This window comes from Geodermatophilus sp. CPCC 206100, from assembly GCF_048569675.1.
In the GTDB taxonomy this organism is placed as follows: domain Bacteria; phylum Actinomycetota; class Actinomycetes; order Mycobacteriales; family Geodermatophilaceae; genus Geodermatophilus.
Map to the genome: position 1 here is coordinate 27,593 of NZ_JAQISV010000044.1, position 18,229 is coordinate 45,821.

Sequence of the window (18,229 nt, forward strand, 5' to 3'; positions counted from 1 at the left end):
ACGAGGTGCCGACGCCCATGACCGAAGCCCCCGGAGACATCGAGTTCGGCCTGTTCGACTGGGTGGACGCGCGACCGGGCCGGTCGGTGGCCGAGGTCTACGACGACCGGCTGCGGGTGCTGGCGGAGGCCGACCGGGGCGGGTTCAGCACCTACCACCTCGCCGAGCACCACGGCACGCCGCTGGGGCTCGCGCCGTCGCCCGCGGTGTTCCTCGCGGCGGCGGCCCGGGTCACCTCGCGGATCCGGCTGGCCGCGACGACGTTCATCGTGCCGCTGTACGACCCGCTGCGGCTGGTGCAGGAGATCGGCATGCTCGACCAGCTGAGCCACGGGCGGCTGGAGGTCGGCGTCGGGAAGGGCTCCTCGCCGATCGAGGCGGCCATGTACGGGGTGGACCGCCCGCGGGCCGCCGAGGTGTTCGAGGCGCACCTGCCGGCGGTCGTCGAGGCGCTGGAGACGGGGGTGTTCCGGCGCCCGCCCGCGGTGGGGGCGCCGTCCGGGCCGGCCGCCGAACCGGTCGAGCTGCACGTGCCGCCGGTGCAGCGGCCGCACCCGCCGCTGTGGTACCCGACCTCGAACCCGGACTCGATCCCGCGGCTGGGCGCGGAGGGCTTCGACGTGCTCTTCGGGTTCGCGTTCGTCTCGCCGCCGCTGGACGTGGTCCGGGAGCAGAGCCGGGTGTTCCGCGCGCGGCACCGCGAGGCGCTCGCGCGCGGCGCCGTCCGCTACGGGCTGCCGGGCAGGAGACCGCGGTTCGGCATGATGCGCCACGTGCTGGTGGCCCGGACCGACGAGGAGGCCCTCGCGCTGGCCCGCCCGGCGTTCGCCGACCACCACGCCAGCTTCACCCACCTGTGGCGCCGGGCCGGCAGCGAGCGCCACTCCGGGCCCGCCGACCTCGACCGGCTGGTCGCCGAGGGCAGGGTGTTCGTCGGCTCGCCGGAGACCGTGGCGGCGCGGGTGGCCGAGGCGGTGACCGTCGGGGAGGTCGACCACCTCGCCGGGGCGTTCGCGTGGGGGTCGCTCGACCTGGCCGCGGTGCTGGAGTCGCTGCGGCTGTTCCGCGACGAGGTGGTGCCCGCCGTCCGGGCCTCCGTCGGCGCGGCCGGGCTGGTCGCGGGGCGGTCGGCGTGAGCGCCCCGGTGAACACCGTCGAGCCCGGCACCGTCGTCATCGTGACCGGCGGCGCCCGCGGCATCGGCGCCGAGCTGTGCCGGTCGCTGGCGGCCCAGGGGGCGGCCGTGGTCGTGGCCGACGTCGGCGACGCGGCGCCGCTGGTCGCCGAGCAGATCGAGGCGGGGCACACGGTGAGCTCCGTGCCGACCGACGTCGGCGACGAGGCGGCGTGGGCCCGCCTGGTGGCCACGACGCTCGACCGGCACGACCGGGTCGACGCGCTGGTCAACAACGCGGCGGTGTACCAGGGGCTCGGCGCGAAGACGCCGTTCACCGAGATCTCCGTCGCGGAGTGGGACCGGGTGATGGGCGTCAACACCCGCGGGGTGTGGCTCGGGATGCGCGCGGTGCACCCGGCGATGCAGGAGCAGGGGTACGGCCGGATCGTCAACATCGCCTCCTCGACGGTGCACATGGGGGTGCCGTACTTCGCGCACTACACCGCCTCGAAGGGCGCGGTGATCGCCCTGACCCGCAGCGTGGCGCGCGAGGTCGGCCGCGACGGCATCACGGTCAACGCGATCTCGCCGGGGCTGGTCGAGACCGAGGCGACCTTCGCGCTCAACGACCCGTCCTACGTCGCGACGGCGGCGCAGGGCCGGGCGGTCGCCCGCGGGATGGTGCCCGGCGACCTCTGCCCCGCGGTCTCGTTCCTGTGCTCGCGGGGCAGCGGGTTCATCACCGGGCAGACGGTCGTCGTCGACGGCGGCGTCACGTTCCTCTGACGGGGAGGTGCAGGGCATGGGCCAGTTGCAGGACCGGGTCGCGCTGATCACGGGCGGCGAGAGCGGGATCGGCCTGGCCACCGCCCGGCTGTTCGTCCGCGAGGGGGCCCGCGTCCACCTGGTCGGGCTCCGGCAGGACGCGCTGGACGCCGCCGTCGCCGAGCTGGGCGCGGGGGCCGCGCTCGGCACCCGGGCCGACGTCACCGACGAGGCCGCCGTCCGGGACGCCGTCGAGGCCGGGTACCGGCACTTCGGCCGGCTCGACGTGCTGGTGAGCAACGCCGGCACCAGCGGCGCCAGCGCGCCGATCCCCGACTACCCGGCTGACGTCTTCGCGCACACGCTCGCGGTGCACGTGGGCGGCGCGTTCCACGTGCTCAAGCACGGGCTGCCCCGCCTGCCCGACGGCGGCTGCGCGGTGATCATGTCGAGCGTGACGGGGCTCAAGGGGTTCCCCGGCTCCAGCGGCTACGTCGCGGCCAAGCACGGCCAGGTCGGGCTGATGCGCGCGGCGGCGGCCGAGGTCGCCGCCCGCCGGATCCGGGTCAACACGCTGCACCCCGGGCCCACCTCGACGCCGTTCCAGGACGAGATCGAGATGGCGGCGACGGGGTTGGACCAGGCCGAGGCGGCGCAGGCCTTCGACCGGATGATCCCGCTCGGCCGGCACACCACGCCGGAGGAGATCGCGCAGGCGGTCCTCTACCTGGCCTCAGACGCCGGCGCCATGATCACGTCGACCACGTTCGTCGTCGACGGCGGGCTCAGCGGCTGACCCGGCGCCGTCCTCCGGTCCCCCACGCTGGCCCGCAGCCTCTCCCCGGCCCGCGCCCTCGCCCTCGCCCTCGCCCTCGCCCTCGCCCTCGCCCTCGAACGAGACATCGACCCGCTGGTGGCGCACCGCGCGCTGGGCGCGGGCGGAGTCGGCGTACACCCGCTCGTCGCCCTCGGTCAGGTCCTCGTGGTCGACGAACGGCGTGAGCAGCGCCCGCGGCCAGAGCCGGTCGACCCGGACGACGTTGACCTCGACGCACAGCACGAGCGCTGTGGCCGCCAGGTAGATGAACGCGATGAGGCCGAGCACGAGGGCGAACACCGCGTCGACGGCGTTGGCGTTGGCGACCACCCGCGCCACGTAGATCCCGCCGAAGGACTGCAGCAGCTGCCAGACCACCGCGGCGGACAACGCCCCCGGCAGCACGTCGCGGGTGCTGAGCCGGCGCGCGGTCGTGATGCGGAAGCCGAGCACGAAGACCGCCGCGTTGACCAGCACCGACCCACCGATGACGACGACCTGGACCACGACGTTGAAGCCGCCGTAGGCCGCGGCGCCGCTGCCGACGGCCGACAGCACCGTGCTGCCCAGGACCAGCAGGCCGAGCGTGCCCAGCAGCAGCAGGCCGCGTCCCCGCGAGGTGATCGGGTCGGGGCGGCTGTGCCGGGGCACGGACCACGTGGTGTTCATCGTGTGCTGGATGGCCTGCCCCAGGCCCAGGGCCCCGTAGAGCGCGACCAGCCCGCCGACCACCACTCCCGTGAACCCGCCGCCCAGCCGCTCGGGCGTGCCCAGCTGCGGCCCGATGACCGGGAACTCCGCGAGCGCGGACTCCAGCAGCCGCTGCTGGAGCTCCGGGTTCCCGGCCAGCACCAGGCCGAGGACGGTGGCGAGCAGGAGCAGCACGGGGAACAGCGCCAGGAAGCCGTAGTAGGTGATGAGCGCGGCGAGGAAGTGGGCGTCGTCGTCCATGAACTTGTAGAGCACCGCGATCGGGAACCCCGCCCACCGGTGCCGCCGCTGGAACCGGTCCACCCGCCCTGCGATCGACATCGCCCACCTCTGTTCGGCTCGGCCGGGCGACCCCTACCCCGGACCGGGCCCCGTCCACCGCGGCGCCGTGAACGGGGCCGCCCCCTGGTAGGGAGGACCGATGGACGACGCCTTCCCCGCCCTCGCTGAGCTCGCCGCCGAGGAGCGGGAGCTGCAGTTCACCAGCTTCACCAACGACGACGCCTGGGACCTCGGCGCGGCGCTGGTCGCGTCCGGACGCCGGGACGGGGCGCCGATCGCCGTCGCCGTGGTCCGCAACGGCTCCCGGCTGTTCTCCGCCGCGCTGACCGGCGCGACGCCGGACAACGACGCCTGGATCGAGCGCAAGACCCGCGTGGTGCACCGTTTCGGGCACAGCAGCCTCTACGTCCGGCAGGCCTCGATCGAGCGCGGCACCACGTTCGAGGGTGAGTTCGGGCTGGACCCGCGGCGGTACGCGGCCCACGGGGGCGCCTTCCCCGTCCTGGTGCGCTCGGTGGGCCCGGTCGGCGCCGTCGTCGTGTCCGGGCTCCCCCAGCTCGACGACCACCGCATGGTGGTCGCCGCGATCCGCGCGCACCTCGGCGGCTGACCCTCGGGGCGGCCCCCCGCCGATGTGTACGCTTGTTCTCATGATCGCGCCCGACGCCGACCCCCGATCCATGCACGAGCGGATGCTGGCCGGCGACCCCTACATCGCCGACGACCCCCGGATCGCCGAGGACGCCGCCGTCGCGCACGACCTCATGGACGCCTACAACGCCACGTCGGCGCGACAGGGGCCGCTGCGCCGGGAGCTGCTCGAGACGCTGCTGGGGTCCGTCGGCGAGGGCACCGAGATCCGGCCGCCCCTGTACGTCGACTACGGCACCCACCTGCGCCTCGGCGCCCGGTGCTTCGCCAACTTCGGGCTGGTCGCCCTCGACGTCGCGGCCATCACGATCGGGGACGACGTCCAGATCGGTCCCCACGTCCAGCTGCTCACCCCCACCCACCCGGTCGAGCCCGGGCCGCGCCGCGAGAAGTGGGAGGCCGCCGCGCCGATCACCATCGGCGACAACGTCTGGCTCGGGGGCGGCGTCATCGTGCTGCCGGGGGTGACCATCGGCGACGACACGGTGGTCGGTGCCGGGTCCGTGGTCACCCGGGACCTGCCCGCCGGCGTGGTGGCGGTCGGCAACCCCGCGCGGGTCGTCACGCGGCTGGACGGCACCGCGTCGTGACCGCGCCACGGCGCGCCCGCCGGCACGACCCCGGCCGGCGGGACCGGCTGGTGGACACGGCCCTGGACGTCATCGCCGAGCGGGGCGTCGCCGCCGCCACCCACCGGGCCATCGCCCGGGCCGCCGACGTCCCCCTCGGGTCGCTGACCTACCACTTCCGCAGCCTCGACCAGCTGCTGGCCGCGGCCTTCACCCGGCACGTGGAGGCGGTGGCGGCGCGCTTCGAGGACCGCATGCGCGCGGCACCCGACCGGGCGGCCGCGCTGGAGACGCTGGTCGGGCACGTCACCGGGGACCTGCTGGGCTCGCCGCGGGACCTGGTGCTCGCCGTCGAGCTCTACGTCGCCGCCGCCCGCACCCCCGCCCTGCGCGCGGTCACCCAGGACTGGATGGCGCGCAGCCGGCGCAGCCTCGAGCACCACCTGGACCCCGTCACCGCCCGCGAGGTCGACGCCCTGGTCGAGGGCCTGGTGCTGCACAGCGCGCTGTCCACCGAGCCGATGGACCGGGAGCAGATCGCGCACGCTCTCTCCCGCATGGCCGCCGCGTGACCGCGGTCGGCCCGGACCTGCGCCGGGCCCGGGCCGCGGTCGGGCTGGCGTTCTTCCTCAACGCCGTCCTCTACGCCAACCTCGTGCCGCGGCTCCCCGAGCTGAAGGACCGGCTGGGCCTGAGCAACGGCTCTCTCGGCGCCGCGCTGGCCGCCATGCCGCTCGGCGCCCTGCTGGCCGGGCTGTCCGCGGCCTGGCTGCTGCGGCGCGTGGGCTCCGCGCGCCTGGTGACCGCCGGGCTGGTCCTGCTCGCCGGCGCGGTGTGGGCGGTGGCGGTCGCGCCCTCGTGGGGCGCGCTGGCGGCCGCGCTGCTGGTCGCCGGTGCGCTCGACGCCGTCGTCGACGTCGCCCAGAACGCCCACGGGCTGCGGGTGCAGCGCACCTACGACCGGTCGATCCTCAACGCCTTCCACGGCGTCTGGAGCATCGGCGCGGTCACCGGCGGGCTGCTCGGCTCGGCCGCGACCGGGCTGGGCGTCCCGCTCGGCGTCCACCTCGCCGTCGTCGCCGTGCTCGCCGCGGGCCTCGCGCTGGCCGGCTCCCGCGCGCTCCTGCCCGGTCCCGACGACGCCGACCGCGTCCCGGCGACCTCCGCAGGCGGGCGGCGGGTGCGCCGGCGGGACGCCGTCCCCGCGCTGGCCGCCCTCGGGGCGCTGGCCACCTTCGGCGCGGTCGTCGAGGACGCCGGGGCCTCGTGGAGCGCGCTGTACCTGCGCGGTGAGCTGGCCGCCGGCGCGGCCACCGCGGGGCTGGGCTTCGTCGCCCTGTCGGTGGCGATGACGGTGGGCCGGCTGACCGGCGACCGCGCCGTCGACCGGTTCGGGCAGCGCCGGGTGGCCCGGGTCGGCGGCGCCCTCACCGCGGCCGGGATGGCTCTGGCCCTGGCGTTCCCGTCGGTCCCCGCGGCGCTGGCCGGCTTCGCCCTCGTCGGCCTGGGCGTGGCCACCCTGGTCCCGGCCGTCTACGGCGCCGCGGACGAGCTGCCGGGCCTGCCCGCCGGGCTGGGGCTGGCCGTCGTCAACTGGCTGCTGCGGATCGGCTTCCTGCTGTCGCCGCCCCTGGTCGGCGTCCTCGCCGACGCCACCAGCCTCCGAGCAGCCCTGCTGGTGGTCGTCGCGGCGGGACTGGGCACCCTGCTGGTAGGCCGGGTGCTGCCCCGCCGCCTCGCCGCCGGCTGAGCGGCCTCAGGCCATCCGGCCGGCCGCCTCCTCGGCCCCCGCTCCGCTGACCCCCGCGAGCCCGGCCCGGCGGCCGGTCGCGAGCAGCAGCAGGTCCCCTGCCGGGCCGCGCACCTCGCGCCCCTCGCCGGCCGACCAGTCCGCGTCCGTCGCGACGAGCCGCAGCCCGGCGAAGCGCCGGTCCGGCCGGCGGTAGAAGGCGCTGGCCCACACGTGACCCAGCGCCGGCAGCACCCGCTCGGGGAGCATCGCCCGGTGCCGGCCGAGCGGACGGGCGATGTCCTGGGCGTGCACCAGGACGTCGACCAGCGGGTCCAGCGGCCCGCTCAGTCGCAGCCGGGAGTCCACACCGGCGGTCTCCCGCAGCTGCGCCACCAGCTCCGCGGGCCGGTGGCGGGCCGCGCGCTCGCGGGCGTGCTCGGCCTCCGCCCGCTCGAAGTCGCCGCGCGCGCGGGCCACCCGGACCAGGGTCGGCCAGGTCCGCTGCCGGGGCGACAGGGTGACGTGGGCGACGACGTCGTGCACGGTCCACCCGTCGCACAGCGAGGGCGCTCCCCACTCCGGCGCGGACAGCGTGTCGAGCAGGTCGGCGAGCGACAGCCGCTCCGCGCGGACGTCGTCGAGGCGGGCGACACGGGGACGGCGGCGGGCGGCGGAGGCGGGTGCTGAGGCGGTCACACCGGGCAGACGCCCGGCCGGCCCCGAACTCATCGGCGCAGCGCGCGGACCACCCTCCGGACGCCGACCGTGGCCAGCCCCGCCGCGGCCACCCACGGCCCGGCCACGATCACCGGGTCGAGCGGGTGGTGCACCTGGTCGGTCCGCCGGGCGCCCAGCCGGGACCGCAGCCCGGAGTGGGTGAACTCGGCGCGCACGCCGGTCTGCGTGATCGGGTTGTCCGGCCGCAGCGTGGCGAACGAGCGCAGGTGGCTGCCCCAGGCGTCGACGCGGTCGCCCAGGACCAGCAGCAGCCAGTGGGCCAGCCGGGCCTCGCTGTAGCGGGCGTAGGCCCGGCGCCGGATCGCCCCGGACAGGCCGCGCAGCGGCTGGGCGGTGCCGAACACCGGGGTGACCGACGCGTGCTCGATCGAGTGCTCCCGCGGCTCCTTCTCCGGCTGCTGCTCGGGGAACTCCCAGTGCGCGCCCGAGAAGTCCTCCTGGAACTGCAGCTTGGGCACGGACGGGCGGTCCTTCGGGTCCAGGTCGACGCCCCAGCCGGGGATGCGCGCGCGCAGCTGCTCGGACGTCTCCGGCAGCGGCGGCTTCTGCGGTGTGTAGGCCATGGTCGGGCTCCCCTCGCTCAGGCCGCGCCCGGCACGACGAGCGGCTTGATGCAGCCGTCGAGCTTGGCGGAGAAGACGTGGTACCCGTCGGCGATGTGCTCCAGCGGGAACCGGTGGGTGATCAGCTCGCTCGGCGTGAGGTGGCCGTTGCGCACGTGCTCGAACAGCCGCGGCCACTGCCGCTTCACCGGGGTCTGGTTCATCCGCAGCGTGAGGCCCTTGTTGAGGGCGTCACCGAACTTGACCATGTTCGGGATCGGGCCGTAGGCGCCGACGACCGACACCGTGCCGCCCTTGCGGACCGAGTCGATGGCCCAGTTCAGCGCGATCGGCGAGCCGCCCTGCAGCTTTAGCTTCACGCCGGTGAGGTGCTGCAGCAGATTGCCGTCGGCCTCGGCGCCGACGGCGTCGATGGCGACGTCCGCGCCGAGGTGGCCGGTCGTCCTCTTCATCTCGACGACGATGTCGTCGTACTCGGCGAAGTTGAACGTCTCGGCGTGCGCCCAGCTGCGCGCCATCTCCAGCCGGTACTCGAGGTGGTCGATCACGATCACCCGGCCGGCGCCCATCAGCCAGGCCGACCGCGCGGCGACCAGCCCGACGATGCCGGCGCCGAAGACGACCACCACGTCGCCCTCGACGATCTCGCCGAGCTGCGCGCCGAAGTACCCGGTCGGGACGGCGTCGGTGAGCAGGACGGCGTCCTCGTCGCTCATCCAGTCGGGGATCCGCACCGGTCCCACGTCGGCGAAGGGCACCCGGACGTACTCGGACTGCCCGCCGTCGTACCCGCCGGTCGTGTGCGAGTAGCCGTAGATGCCGCCGACGGCGGTCGCGTTCGGGTTGACGTTGTGGCAGTTGGAGTACAGGCCGCGGGCGCAGAACCAGCAGGTGCCGCAGAAGATGTTGAAGGGCACCATCACCCGGTCGCCGACCGAGAGGTTGCGCACCGAGGGGCCGACCTGGTCGACGACGCCGATGAACTCGTGGCCGAACGTGTGGCCGATCCGGGTGTCCGGCATGAGCCCGTGGTAGAGGTGCAGGTCCGAGCCGCAGATCGCCGCCAGCGTCACCCGCACGATCGCGTCGTTCGGGTGCTCGATCGCCGGGACGTCCTTCTCCTCGACCCTGATCTTGTACGGCCCCCGGTAGACCATCGCGCGCATCCGGCCTCCTCGGCACACCGTGGCGCCGCCGTCCCCGACGGCGCCGGCTGGGTGCCGGACCAGCCGGTCCGGCGCCCCCTTCCTGTCCACGACCGGCGGCGCCCAACCGTCGGCGGGTCAGCCGTTCCGGGCCGGCCCCCGGCGGTCAGGGGCCGTGCAGGGCCGCCCAGAACGCCGCGCGGACGCCGCCGGCACCCCAGGCGTTGGGCTCGATCAGCCGGCAGTACCAGAGCGCGCGGTCCGCGGGGCGCGCCTCCGGACGCCGGGGGTCCCCCGCCGCCAGCCCGTGGCCGGAGAACTCCCGGGCGATCTCGGCCACCGCGGCTCCGTGCGATCTCGCGACCCGCCGCAGGGCCTCGTTCAGCTCGCCGATGAGGGCGACGGCGTCCGGCCAGGGCGGCAGGCCGAGCCGGTCGGCGTCGCCGGTGCCGTCGCTGGGGTCGTAGACGGTGCCGACGGCGATCCGGCCGCCGGGGGCGAGCACCGAGTGCACCGCGGCGAGCGCCCGGTCGACGGCGGCGGCCACCCGGCCGACGACGGCGCGCGCCCTCGGGGTGTCCCCGTAGGCGCCGAGCAGGTCGTTGCCGCCGATGGTCAGGGTGACCAGCGTCGGCCGGCCCGGGAGCGCGGCCAGGCGGGGCAGCTGGACGTCGAGCAGCGTGCGCGTGGTCGCGCCGTCGCCGGCCAGCAGCGCGAACGTCGTCCGCGGGTCGGCGGTCCGCAGGTCCCGCCCCCGCCACTCGGGGAAGTCGTCGTCCCGGTTGTCGACGAGCAGGCTGGCCCCGCCCCGCCCGGGACCGCCGGCGTACTCGTCGATCGAGATGGAGTCGCCGAGCGCGGCGTAGGACGTCGTCGCCGGGTCCGCCACCGCACCAGCGTGCGCCACCGGTCCGGCGGCCGCCGGACGAGGGATCGATCACATCCGGTCCGGTTCCGTTTCCGCACCGGGACGGGGTGGGCACTCCGGTCCCGGCGCAGTGGTCCAAGCGGCGGCCCGCGCCCCCCTCTCCCGTTCAGGATCGTCGATGACGCTCGCCCCTGCCCGCTCCGTGCCGCTCTCCGAGGGCACCCTGTCCGACCTCCCGCCCGCTGTCTCGCCCCCCGGGTACGACCGGGCCGCCCTCCGCCCCGGGATCGTGCACATCGGCGTCGGTGGCTTCCACCGCGCCCACCAGGCCGTCTACCTCGACGAGCTGGCCCGCCGCGGGGAGACCGACTGGGGCGTCGTGGGCGTGGGCCTGCACAGCCGCGAGATCGGCGAGGTGCTCAGCGCCCAGGACCACCTCTACCTCGTGGTCGAACGGACCGCCGACGGCGACGACGCCCGCGTCGTCGGTGGGATGACGCGCTACCTCTACGCCCCCGAGGACCCCGAGGCCGTGCTCGCCGCCCTGGCCGACGAGAGCACCCGGCTGGTGACCCTCACCATCACCGGGACCGGGTACCGCATCGACGCCCACACCGGCGCGTTCGACGCCGACGACCCGCACGTGGCCCGCGACCTCGAGGACCCCGGCACGCCCGAGACGGTCTTCGGCTACCTGGTCGAGGCGCTGGACCGGCGCCGGCAGGCCGGCCTCCCGCCGTTCACCGTGCTGTCCTGCGACAACATGCCGAGCAACGGGACGGCCGCGCGCACGGCGGTGGTGTCCTTCGCGCGGCTGCGGGACGACGACCTCGCCGACTGGATCGAAGAGCACGTCGCGTTCCCCAGCAGCATGGTGGACCGGATCACCCCCACCACGACCCCGGAGGACCGGGACGCCGTCGCGGCCGCGACCGGGGTCGACGACCGCTGGCCGGTCCTCACCGAGCCGTTCCGCCAGTGGGTGGTCGAGGACTCCTTCTGCAACGGCCGGCCGCCGCTGGAGCAGGTCGGCGTCCAGTTCGTCGAGGACGTCTCGCCCTACGAGACGGTGAAGACGCGGCTGCTCAACGCCGGGCACAGTGCCATCGCCTACCTCGGCTACCTGGCCGGTCACCGGACGACCGCCGAGCTCATGGCCGACCCGGTGTTCGCCACCTACCTGAGCCGGCTGATGTCCGAGGAGATCGCGCCCCTCCTGCCGGAGGTCCCGGGCGTCGACCTGGCCGAGTACCAGCGCACCCTGCTCGACCGGCTGGCCAACCCCCGGATGGCCGACCAGCTCGCCCGGCTGGCCCGCCGCGGCTCGTCCAAGATCCCCAACTACCTGCTCCCGTCGGTGCGGGAGGCGATGGAGCAGGGCCGCCCGCACCACCTGCTGTGCCTCGCGGTGGCCGGCTGGCTGCGCTTCCTCCGCGGCGAGGACTACGCCGGCGAGGAGGTGCCCATCGAGGGTCCCCGTCCCGACCTCGTCCCGATGGCCCGCGAGGCCGGCGGCGACGCGACGCCCCTGCTGTCCGAGCGGTCGGTCTTCGACACCATCGGCCAGGACCCCCGCTTCGCCGACTGCGTGCAGCACGCGCTCACCGCGCTGGACCGGCAGGGCCCGCGCGAGGTCATCGCGGAGTTCCTCGCCGCCGACGGCGGAGCCGGCGCCCGATGACCGAGCTGTTCGCCCCCGTGGACGTCGGCGCCGCGACCACCCTGCTCTGCGACGCCGACGGCACCCTGTTCCCGTCGGAGGAGCCGGCGTACGCCGCGTCGGCGGGGGTGACCAACCGCTTCCTCGCCGGGCTGGGGGCCGAGCGCTCCTTCGCCCCCGAGGAGCTGCAGCGGATGACCAACGGCAAGAACTTCCGGGGGGCCGCGCACGAGCTCGCGGCGGGCTTCGGCGCCACCCTCGCCGACGGCGACCTCGAGCACTGGGTGGCCGAGGAGAAGGAGGTCGTCACCGCCCACCTGTCGACGGTGCTGCGACCCGATCCCGGCGTCCGCACCGCGCTGGACCGCCTCGCCGGCCGGTTCCGGCTGGCGGCGGTCACCTCCAGCGCCTCGACGCGGCTGGACGCGTGCCTCGACGTCACCGGGCTGGCACCGGTGTTCCCGGCCGACCGCCGGTTCAGCGCCGAGGACTCGCTGCCCGTGCCCACCAGCAAGCCGGACCCGGCCGTCTACGCGCTGGCCGCGCGGCAGCTGGGGATCCGACCCGAGCAGGGCATCGCCGTCGAGGACTCGGTCAACGGCGCGCTGTCGGCCGTCGCCGCCGGCCACCCGACGATCGGGACCCTCGTCTTCGTGCCGCTCCCCGAGCGGGCGGCCCGGGCGCAGGCGCTGCGGGAGGCCGGGGCGGCCGCCGTCGTGACCTCCTGGGCGGAGCTGACCGACCTCCTGCTGTAGCGGTGCCGAGGCGGGGGTGTCCGACGTCGCGTCGTGTCCCCCCGCCGAACGGCCCTGGGCACTGTCTACCGTGGACCGGCACGGAACGGTCGAGGACGCGGGGAGGGCGGCGGTGGGCGAGGTGCCGTCCGGGGGCTGCGGAAGCGCCCCGGCCTCCCGTTACCGGCACGACGCGCTGCTGTACGACTCGCTCGACGCGCTGGCCGGCGTCACCGCCCCGTTCCTGGGGGCCGGGCTCGACGCAGGCGAGGCGGCGGTGGTCGCCGCCGGTCCGTCGACCGCCGCCGCGGTCTGCGCGGCGGTCGGCGACGACCCGCGGCTCGTGGTCGTCGACCGGACCGACGCCTCCGCCCGCCGCACCCCCACCGCGATCACCACCTTCCGCCGGCTGGCCGACCGCCTGGTCGCCGCGGGGGTGACGCGGATCCGGGTGGTCGGCGAGATCGACGTCGGCCGCACCGGCCGGGACTGGCTGGAGTGGCAGCGCTACGAGGCCGCCCTCAACCACGCCCTCGCCGACTGGCCGCTGTGGAGCCTGTGCGTCTTCGACCGCCGGCGCCTCCCGGACCCGGTGCTGGCGTCCGTCCTGGCCACCCACCCCGTCCTCGTCTCCGACGGCGACCGGCGGCCCAACCCGGCCTTCGTCGACCCGGCGCGCTACCTGCGCGAGCTCCCCGTGCCGCCCGAGCCGCTGGAGGGTACGCCCCCGCGGCTCGACGTCCGGGGCGTCACCGACTTCATCGGGCTTCGGCACGCCGTCGCCGCCGAGCTGGGCGGGGTCCGGGGCGACCGGGCCCTCGTCGAGGACTTCCTGCTCGCGGTCGACGAGATGACGTCGAACGCCGTCCGGCACGGCCGCCCCCCGGTCGACCTCGCCCTGTGGATCTCGCGCGGCTCGGTGGTCTGCCGCATCCGCGATCGCGGCCCCGGCCCCGACGACCCCTTCGCCGGGTACGGCCCCGCCCACGGCGACGACCTGTCCCGCGGAGGCATGGGGCTGTGGCTGGCTCGGCAGCTGTGCGACCACGTCGACATCACCCGGGACCCCGACGGCGTCGTCGTCCGCCTGACCACGAACCTGGACTGAGCCCGGCGGCTCACTGCCTCCCGAGGCGGGCGAGCACCCGGGAGGCCCGGTCCGCGTCGGCGGGCACCTCCACCGCCGGCCGGCAGATGCCCTCCATGTAGAGCGCCTCGCCGAATCCGTCCGCGCCGCGCTCGATGCGGTCCAGCTCCTCCGCGGTCAGGCCGGCGTCCCCGCCGGTGGCGCGGGCGACGTCCCAGCGGTGCACCACCATGTCCCAGACGTAGAACTGCTCCAGCGCCGCCCCGACCGTGGTCGGCCCGAAGAACCCGTCGAAGCCCCGCTCGGCGACGGCCTCGTCGGAGACCGCGGCGAGGACCCGCGCCGAGTGCTCCCGCCAGGCGGCGGCCGGGTCGGCGGCGACGTCCGGCTCGGCGCCGAGGTCCACGCCGTGCTGGGCGAGGAACTCGCGCTGGGTGGTCACCAGGTGCGCGACGACGTCCCGCGCCGTCCAGCCGGCGCACGGCGAGTCCTTGTCCCAGGCGGTCTCGGGGACGGACTCCAGGACGGCGGTCAGCGAGCGGTTGACGGACTCGTACGAGGCGGCGATGCGGGTCATGCCAGGAACCGTAGGCAGTCCCGGCACCATGGGTCTTGATGAAAACCGACAGCACCGGTCCCCGTGACCGGATCGAGCGCGCGCACCTCAAGGACCCGGGCGACGCCTCGCACGTCATGTACCGCTACGAGCCCGGGCCGGGCTTCGAGGGCCTGCTGCAGCGGTTCTGGATCCCGGTGTGGTCGGTGCCCGCCGGCCGCGAGGCCCCGCAGAAGGTGCTGCAGTACCCGGTGGCCCTGCTCGTGGTCGCGTCCGACTACGCACGCTTCTACGGGGTGGTGTCCGGGCTGTCCACCACCGTCCTCGCCGGGGAGGGCTGGGCGGTGGGGGTGATGCTCGCCCCGGCCGGCGGCGGGCTGGTCGCCCGGGGCTCGATGGCGCCCCACACCGACCGCGCCGTCGACCTCGCCGACGTCCTCGGGGACGACGGGCGGCTGCTCGTCGAGCGGGTGCGGGCCGCGATGGGCCCCGATCCGCACTCCCCCGCCGCCCACCGCGCCGCGACCGGCGCGGTCGAGGACGCCCTGCGCCCGCTGCTGCCCGTGGACCCCGAGGGGGAGCTGGTCAACCGCGTCGTCGCGTTCATCGAGGACCAGCCGGACGTCGTCCGCGTCGCCCGCGTGTGCGCGGAGTTCGACCTCTCCGAGCGGGCACTGCAGCGGCTGGTGCGGCGCCGGCTCGGCCTGACCCCGAAGTGGCTGATCCAGCGGCGCCGGCTGCAGGAGGCCGCCGGGCGGCTGCGGGACGGCGCCACGACGGTCGCCGAGGTGGCGGCGCTGCTCGGGTACGCCGACCAGCCGCACCTGACCCGCGACTTCGCGCGGGTCACCGGGATGCGGCCCGGCGAGTTCGCCGCCCGGTACGGCCGCTGACGGCCGGCCGCACCGGGCGCCGAACTCAGCCGCGGCCGAGCACGCTGCGCAGGGCCGCGCCCAGCCAGTCCCGCGCCTGCTGCGCCGAGGCCGGCGCACCGAGGTGGCGGGCGGCGACGTAGAGGTCGGGGCGGACCAGCAGCACGCCGGCGTCCTCGATCTCCCGCAGCCCGGCCCAGGTGCCGTAGGGGTCCTCGACCGGTCGGCCGGGCCCGATCGCGACGGGGGTGATCGCCAGCCCGAGCTCGCCGCCGAGCTCCTCGGCGGCGGCCAGCCACGCCTCGCCGCCGATGCCGGTGACCACGCTGAACCGGCCGTGCCCGACCAGGTCCAGGGTGGAGGTGCGGCGGCCGCCCACGGTGACCCAGGTGTGCGGGAGCTTGGCCCCGGGCCAGGTGGTGGCCTGGGCGTAGAGCTCGGGGTCGCGGCGGAACTCGGGCATCGGCGTCCCGTCGGGGACGACGGCCGAGGAGGCGTACCGCTGGTTGTGCTCCACCCCGTGGGCGTCGAACTCGTAGGCCTTGTAGGCGATCGCCTCGCGCAGCGCGGTGCGGATCTTCTCCCCCTCCGGCCCCGGCGACTTCCACAGCGCCAGCTGGCGCTCGAGCGCGTCGGCCTCGGTGTGCTCCAGGTCCAGCGCGGTGAGGATCTTCCCGGTGTCGGCGATGCTCTGGTTGGCCCGCTCGACGATCTGGCGGGCGATCGGCGCGCGCTCGGCGTCGTAGCTGTCCAGCAGCGACGGGTCGGCGGTGCCGGCGACGACGTGCGCGAGCTTCCAGGCCAGGTTGTAGCTGTCCTGGATCGAGGTGTTGGAGCCCAGCCCGTTGGTCGGCGGGTGCCGGTGGATCGCGTCGCCGGCGCAGAACACCCGCCCCCTGGCGATCGTCGTGGCGAAGTGGTGGTTGACCGTCCACGGCGAGCGCGACGTCACGGTCATCTCGAAGTCGTCGGTGCCGACCAGCGCGACGGCGAGCTCCCGGACCACCTCGTCGGTGAGCTCGGGCGGGCCGGCGGCGACCTCGTAGCCCCACATGAGCATCCACTCGTGCCAGGGCTTGATCATCCGCAGCACGCCGAGGCCGACGCCCTCCTTCTCGGCGCCCGGCTGGAGCATCCAGTAGAGGACCGACGGGCGGTGGGCCACGAAGCGGGACAGGTCGGCCTCGAAGACGATGCTCAGCGCGCCGGCGACCGCACCGGGGCCCTCGTAGGGCAGGTCGAGGTCGGCGGCCACCGCGCTGCGGGCGCCGTCGGCACCGATGAGATACCGCGAGCGGATCGTGTACTCGGCGCCGCTGAGCCGGTCCCGGACGGTGGTGGTCACGCCCTCGTCGTCCTGGACGTGCGAGAGGTACTCGGTGTCGAACCGGATCCGCGCGCCCCGCTCCTGGGCGGCCTGCACGAGGATCGGCTCGGTGATCGTCTGCGGCGCGTCGAGCATCGTCGTCGGGCTGGCCAGCTCGTAGTCGGCGTGCCGCTCGGTGTCGGTGCCCCACGAGGGGATCCGGCCCAGCTCGTCCCCGGCCAGGCTGGTGCAGAAGGTCGTGTTGCCCATGTACTCCCAGGGCGTCGCCTCCCGCATGAGCCGCTCCTCGACGCCCGCGTCGCGCAGCGCCTCCATCGTGCGCTGGTTGGTGATGTGCGCACGCGGGGTGTCCGAGAGCCGGCCGTACTTGGTCACCAGCAGGACGGACGTGCCGTACGTGGCCAGGAACAGGGCCGCAGCGGCACCGGCCGGCCCGGAACCGACCACGAGGACGTCGACCGCGACGGCCGGTCCTCCCGTGGCTGGAACCGTCGTCGCGGGAGCGCTCATCGATGTCCTTCCGGGGGGTGGGGAGACGCGAGGCGGACACCTGTCCGCTGCTCGACCGATCCCAACCCCCGGACGGCGCGTGTGTCAACCACCACTCCCGGTGCCCGGAGGGCAGGTCCCGCCGGGGTGCCCCCGGGCCCTCCGCGGTGTGACCTGGGCCATACTCGCCCGGGTCGGCGGCCGAGGCCGCACGACGGCGCGCGCGCAGCCGGTCCCCGGCCGCGTGCCCTCGGTCCACCGTCGAACCGGAGGAGAGACCCCGTGAGCAAGATGCGCTTCGGCCTGTTCATGCCGCCGTTCAACAGCCCGCCCACCCAGAACCCGACGACCTCGCTGCAGCGCGACGTCGAGACCGTCCAACTGCTGGACCGGCTCGGCTACGACGAGGTGTGGGTCGGCGAGCACCACTCGGCGGCGACGGAGATCATCGCCGACCCGCTGACGTTCATCGCCCACCTGGGGCCGCTCACCCGGCACATCAAGCTGGGCACCGGCGTGGTCTCGCTGCCGTACCACAACCCGCTGTGGGTGGCCGACCGCGCGATCCTCGTGGACCACCTGACCCGCGGCCGGCTCATGCTGGGCGTGGGCCCGGGGTCGCTCCCGACGGACGCCGCGATGATCGGCCTCGAGCCCGACCAGCTGCGCCCGGCGCTGCACGAGGACCTCGACGTCCTGGTCCGGCTGCTGACCACGGACGAGCCGGTGACGGTGGAGACCGACCGGTACCGGCTGGTCGACGCGCGGTGCCAGCTGGCCCCCTACCAGGACCCGTGCTTCGAGATGGCCGTCGCGGCCACCGCCTCCCCCACCGGCCCGCGGCTGGCCGGGAAGTACGGGATGGGCATGCTCTCGGTCGGGGCGACGACCGAGATGGGCTTCGACGCCCTGGCCCTGCACTGGGACGTGTGGCAGACCGAGGCGGCCGCGGCCGGCCGCACCGCCGACCGGGCCTCGTGGCGGCTCATGGGGCCGATGCACATCGCCGAGACCCGGGAGCAGGCGGTCGAGGACATCCGGTACGGCTTCGACGCCTTCGTGGAGTACACCCAGAAGACGCTGGCGCTGCCGCCGGTCCGCATCCCCGGCGACACCTTCGAGGAGCGACTGGCCTGGCTCGACGAGAGCGGCTGGGGGGTGATCGGCACCCCGGACGACGCGATCCGGCAGATCCAGCGGCTGGTCGAGCAGTCGCACGGCGGGTTCGGCTGCTACATCCTGCTCCAGCACGACTGGGCGGGCTGGGCGGCCACCCAGCGCAGCTTCGAGCTGTTCGCCCGGCACGTCATGCCGGTCTTCCAGCCCTCGCAGCAGCGGCTGCTGGCCGCCGAGAGCTGGGCCCGGAGCAAGCACAGCGAGCTCGACGCCAAGAACGGCGCGGCGATCCAGGCGGCCACGGACCGCTACGCCCAGGAGCGGGCCACCGCCGGCCAGGCCTGACCCGCGTCGCCCCTCGCGCCGGCCGGCCGCTCCCGGCCGGCCGGCGCGCCCCGGGCCCCGGCCGCCGGGAGTGCCCGCCCCCGGC

At 75.4% G+C, this 18,229-nt stretch carries 19 protein-coding genes; 12 read left to right on the forward strand and 7 right to left on the reverse strand.

Features of this window, described 5'->3' with window-relative positions:
• Nucleotides 1-17: 17 nt before the first annotated feature.
• Genes PGN05_RS19335 through PGN05_RS19345 form a run of 3 tightly spaced genes read left to right on the forward strand, consistent with a single transcriptional unit; the run spans nt 18 to nt 2,678 of the window.
• Nucleotides 18-1,136 carry an LLM class flavin-dependent oxidoreductase gene (locus tag PGN05_RS19335; protein ID WP_419754199.1) on the forward strand — a complete coding sequence of 373 codons (1,119 nt, stop codon included), beginning with the start codon at nt 18-20 and terminating at the stop codon, nt 1,134-1,136.
• On the forward strand, nt 1,133-1,903 hold the full coding sequence (locus PGN05_RS19340) for an SDR family NAD(P)-dependent oxidoreductase (protein WP_419754200.1): 771 nt from the start codon (nt 1,133-1,135) through the stop codon (nt 1,901-1,903). The genes PGN05_RS19335 and PGN05_RS19340 overlap by 4 nt, the downstream gene beginning before the upstream one ends.
• 16 nt (nt 1,904-1,919) lie before the next feature.
• Entirely contained in the window at nt 1,920-2,678 is a 759-nt protein-coding gene (locus PGN05_RS19345) for an SDR family NAD(P)-dependent oxidoreductase (protein WP_419754201.1), read from the forward strand.
• Here the strand turns inward: PGN05_RS19345 and PGN05_RS19350 are convergent.
• Complete coding sequence (locus PGN05_RS19350; RefSeq protein WP_419754202.1) at nt 2,616-3,731, reverse strand: YihY/virulence factor BrkB family protein; 1,116 nt, start codon at nt 3,729-3,731, stop codon at nt 2,616-2,618. The two genes, PGN05_RS19345 and PGN05_RS19350, sit on opposite strands and share 63 nt — an antisense overlap.
• A gap of 100 nt (nt 3,732-3,831) precedes the next feature.
• Between PGN05_RS19350 and PGN05_RS19355 the strand changes: the two genes are divergently transcribed.
• From PGN05_RS19355 to PGN05_RS19370, 4 genes are read left to right on the forward strand one after another with little or no spacing between them, the layout of a single operon-like run.
• Nucleotides 3,832-4,302 carry a heme-degrading domain-containing protein gene (locus PGN05_RS19355; RefSeq protein ID WP_419754203.1) on the forward strand — a complete coding sequence of 157 codons (471 nt, stop codon included), beginning with the start codon at nt 3,832-3,834 and terminating at the stop codon, nt 4,300-4,302.
• Between the two features lie 40 nt (nt 4,303-4,342).
• Nucleotides 4,343-4,933 carry a sugar O-acetyltransferase gene (locus PGN05_RS19360; protein WP_419754204.1) on the forward strand — a complete coding sequence of 197 codons (591 nt, stop codon included), beginning with the start codon at nt 4,343-4,345 and terminating at the stop codon, nt 4,931-4,933.
• Nucleotides 4,930-5,484 (forward strand): TetR/AcrR family transcriptional regulator, encoded by a 555-nt coding sequence (locus PGN05_RS19365; protein ID WP_419754205.1) that lies wholly within the window; start codon nt 4,930-4,932, stop codon nt 5,482-5,484. Before PGN05_RS19360 ends, PGN05_RS19365 begins: the two co-directional genes overlap by 4 nt.
• Nucleotides 5,481-6,662 (forward strand): MFS transporter, encoded by a 1,182-nt coding sequence (locus PGN05_RS19370; protein WP_419754206.1) that lies wholly within the window; start codon nt 5,481-5,483, stop codon nt 6,660-6,662. The genes PGN05_RS19365 and PGN05_RS19370 overlap by 4 nt, the downstream gene beginning before the upstream one ends.
• A gap of 6 nt (nt 6,663-6,668) precedes the next feature.
• Here the strand turns inward: PGN05_RS19370 and PGN05_RS19375 are convergent, their stop codons facing one another.
• The 4 genes from PGN05_RS19375 to PGN05_RS19390 all read right to left on the reverse strand — a co-directional run bounded on the left by PGN05_RS19375 (nt 6,669) and on the right by PGN05_RS19390 (nt 9,979).
• Complete coding sequence (locus tag PGN05_RS19375; RefSeq protein ID WP_419754207.1) at nt 6,669-7,340, reverse strand: maleylpyruvate isomerase family mycothiol-dependent enzyme; 672 nt, start codon at nt 7,338-7,340, stop codon at nt 6,669-6,671.
• 29 nt (nt 7,341-7,369) lie between these two features.
• Nucleotides 7,370-7,945 carry a hypothetical protein gene (locus PGN05_RS19380; protein WP_419754208.1) on the reverse strand — a complete coding sequence of 192 codons (576 nt, stop codon included), beginning with the start codon at nt 7,943-7,945 and terminating at the stop codon, nt 7,370-7,372.
• Nucleotides 7,946-7,962: 17 nt separating this feature from the next.
• Nucleotides 7,963-9,111, reverse strand: coding sequence for a zinc-dependent alcohol dehydrogenase (locus PGN05_RS19385; protein WP_419754209.1), 1,149 nt, complete (start codon nt 9,109-9,111; stop codon nt 7,963-7,965).
• A 145-nt stretch (nt 9,112-9,256) separates the two neighbouring features.
• Nucleotides 9,257-9,979, reverse strand: coding sequence for an SGNH/GDSL hydrolase family protein (locus PGN05_RS19390; protein ID WP_419754210.1), 723 nt, complete (start codon nt 9,977-9,979; stop codon nt 9,257-9,259).
• Between the two features lie 157 nt (nt 9,980-10,136).
• Between PGN05_RS19390 and PGN05_RS19395 the strand changes: the two genes are divergently transcribed.
• The 3 genes from PGN05_RS19395 to PGN05_RS19405 all read left to right on the forward strand — a co-directional run bounded on the left by PGN05_RS19395 (nt 10,137) and on the right by PGN05_RS19405 (nt 13,460).
• On the forward strand, nt 10,137-11,639 hold the full coding sequence (locus PGN05_RS19395) for a mannitol dehydrogenase family protein (protein WP_419754211.1): 1,503 nt from the start codon (nt 10,137-10,139) through the stop codon (nt 11,637-11,639).
• On the forward strand, nt 11,636-12,373 hold the full coding sequence (locus PGN05_RS19400) for an HAD family hydrolase (protein ID WP_419754212.1): 738 nt from the start codon (nt 11,636-11,638) through the stop codon (nt 12,371-12,373). Before PGN05_RS19395 ends, PGN05_RS19400 begins: the two co-directional genes overlap by 4 nt.
• 112 nt (nt 12,374-12,485) lie before the next feature.
• Nucleotides 12,486-13,460, forward strand: a complete 975-nt coding sequence (locus PGN05_RS19405) for an anti-sigma factor RsbA family regulatory protein (protein WP_419754213.1) — start codon at nt 12,486-12,488, stop codon at nt 13,458-13,460.
• 10 nt (nt 13,461-13,470) lie between these two features.
• Here PGN05_RS19405 and PGN05_RS19410 read toward each other — a convergent pair whose 3' ends face one another.
• Nucleotides 13,471-14,016, reverse strand: coding sequence for a TIGR03086 family metal-binding protein (locus tag PGN05_RS19410; RefSeq protein WP_419754214.1), 546 nt, complete (start codon nt 14,014-14,016; stop codon nt 13,471-13,473).
• 38 nt (nt 14,017-14,054) lie between these two features.
• Here PGN05_RS19410 and PGN05_RS19415 point away from each other — a divergent pair, with 38 nt between their 5' ends.
• On the forward strand, nt 14,055-14,888 hold the full coding sequence (locus PGN05_RS19415; RefSeq protein ID WP_419754215.1) for a helix-turn-helix domain-containing protein: 834 nt from the start codon (nt 14,055-14,057) through the stop codon (nt 14,886-14,888).
• Between the two features lie 25 nt (nt 14,889-14,913).
• Here PGN05_RS19415 and PGN05_RS19420 read toward each other — a convergent pair whose 3' ends face one another.
• Entirely contained in the window at nt 14,914-16,704 is a 1,791-nt protein-coding gene (locus PGN05_RS19420; protein WP_419754216.1) for an FAD-dependent oxidoreductase, read from the reverse strand.
• A gap of 270 nt (nt 16,705-16,974) precedes the next feature.
• On the opposite strand from PGN05_RS19420, the gene PGN05_RS19425 reads away from it, so the two are divergent.
• Nucleotides 16,975-18,144, forward strand: a complete 1,170-nt coding sequence (locus PGN05_RS19425; RefSeq protein ID WP_419754230.1) for an LLM class flavin-dependent oxidoreductase — start codon at nt 16,975-16,977, stop codon at nt 18,142-18,144.
• Nucleotides 18,145-18,229: the final 85 nt, after the last annotated feature.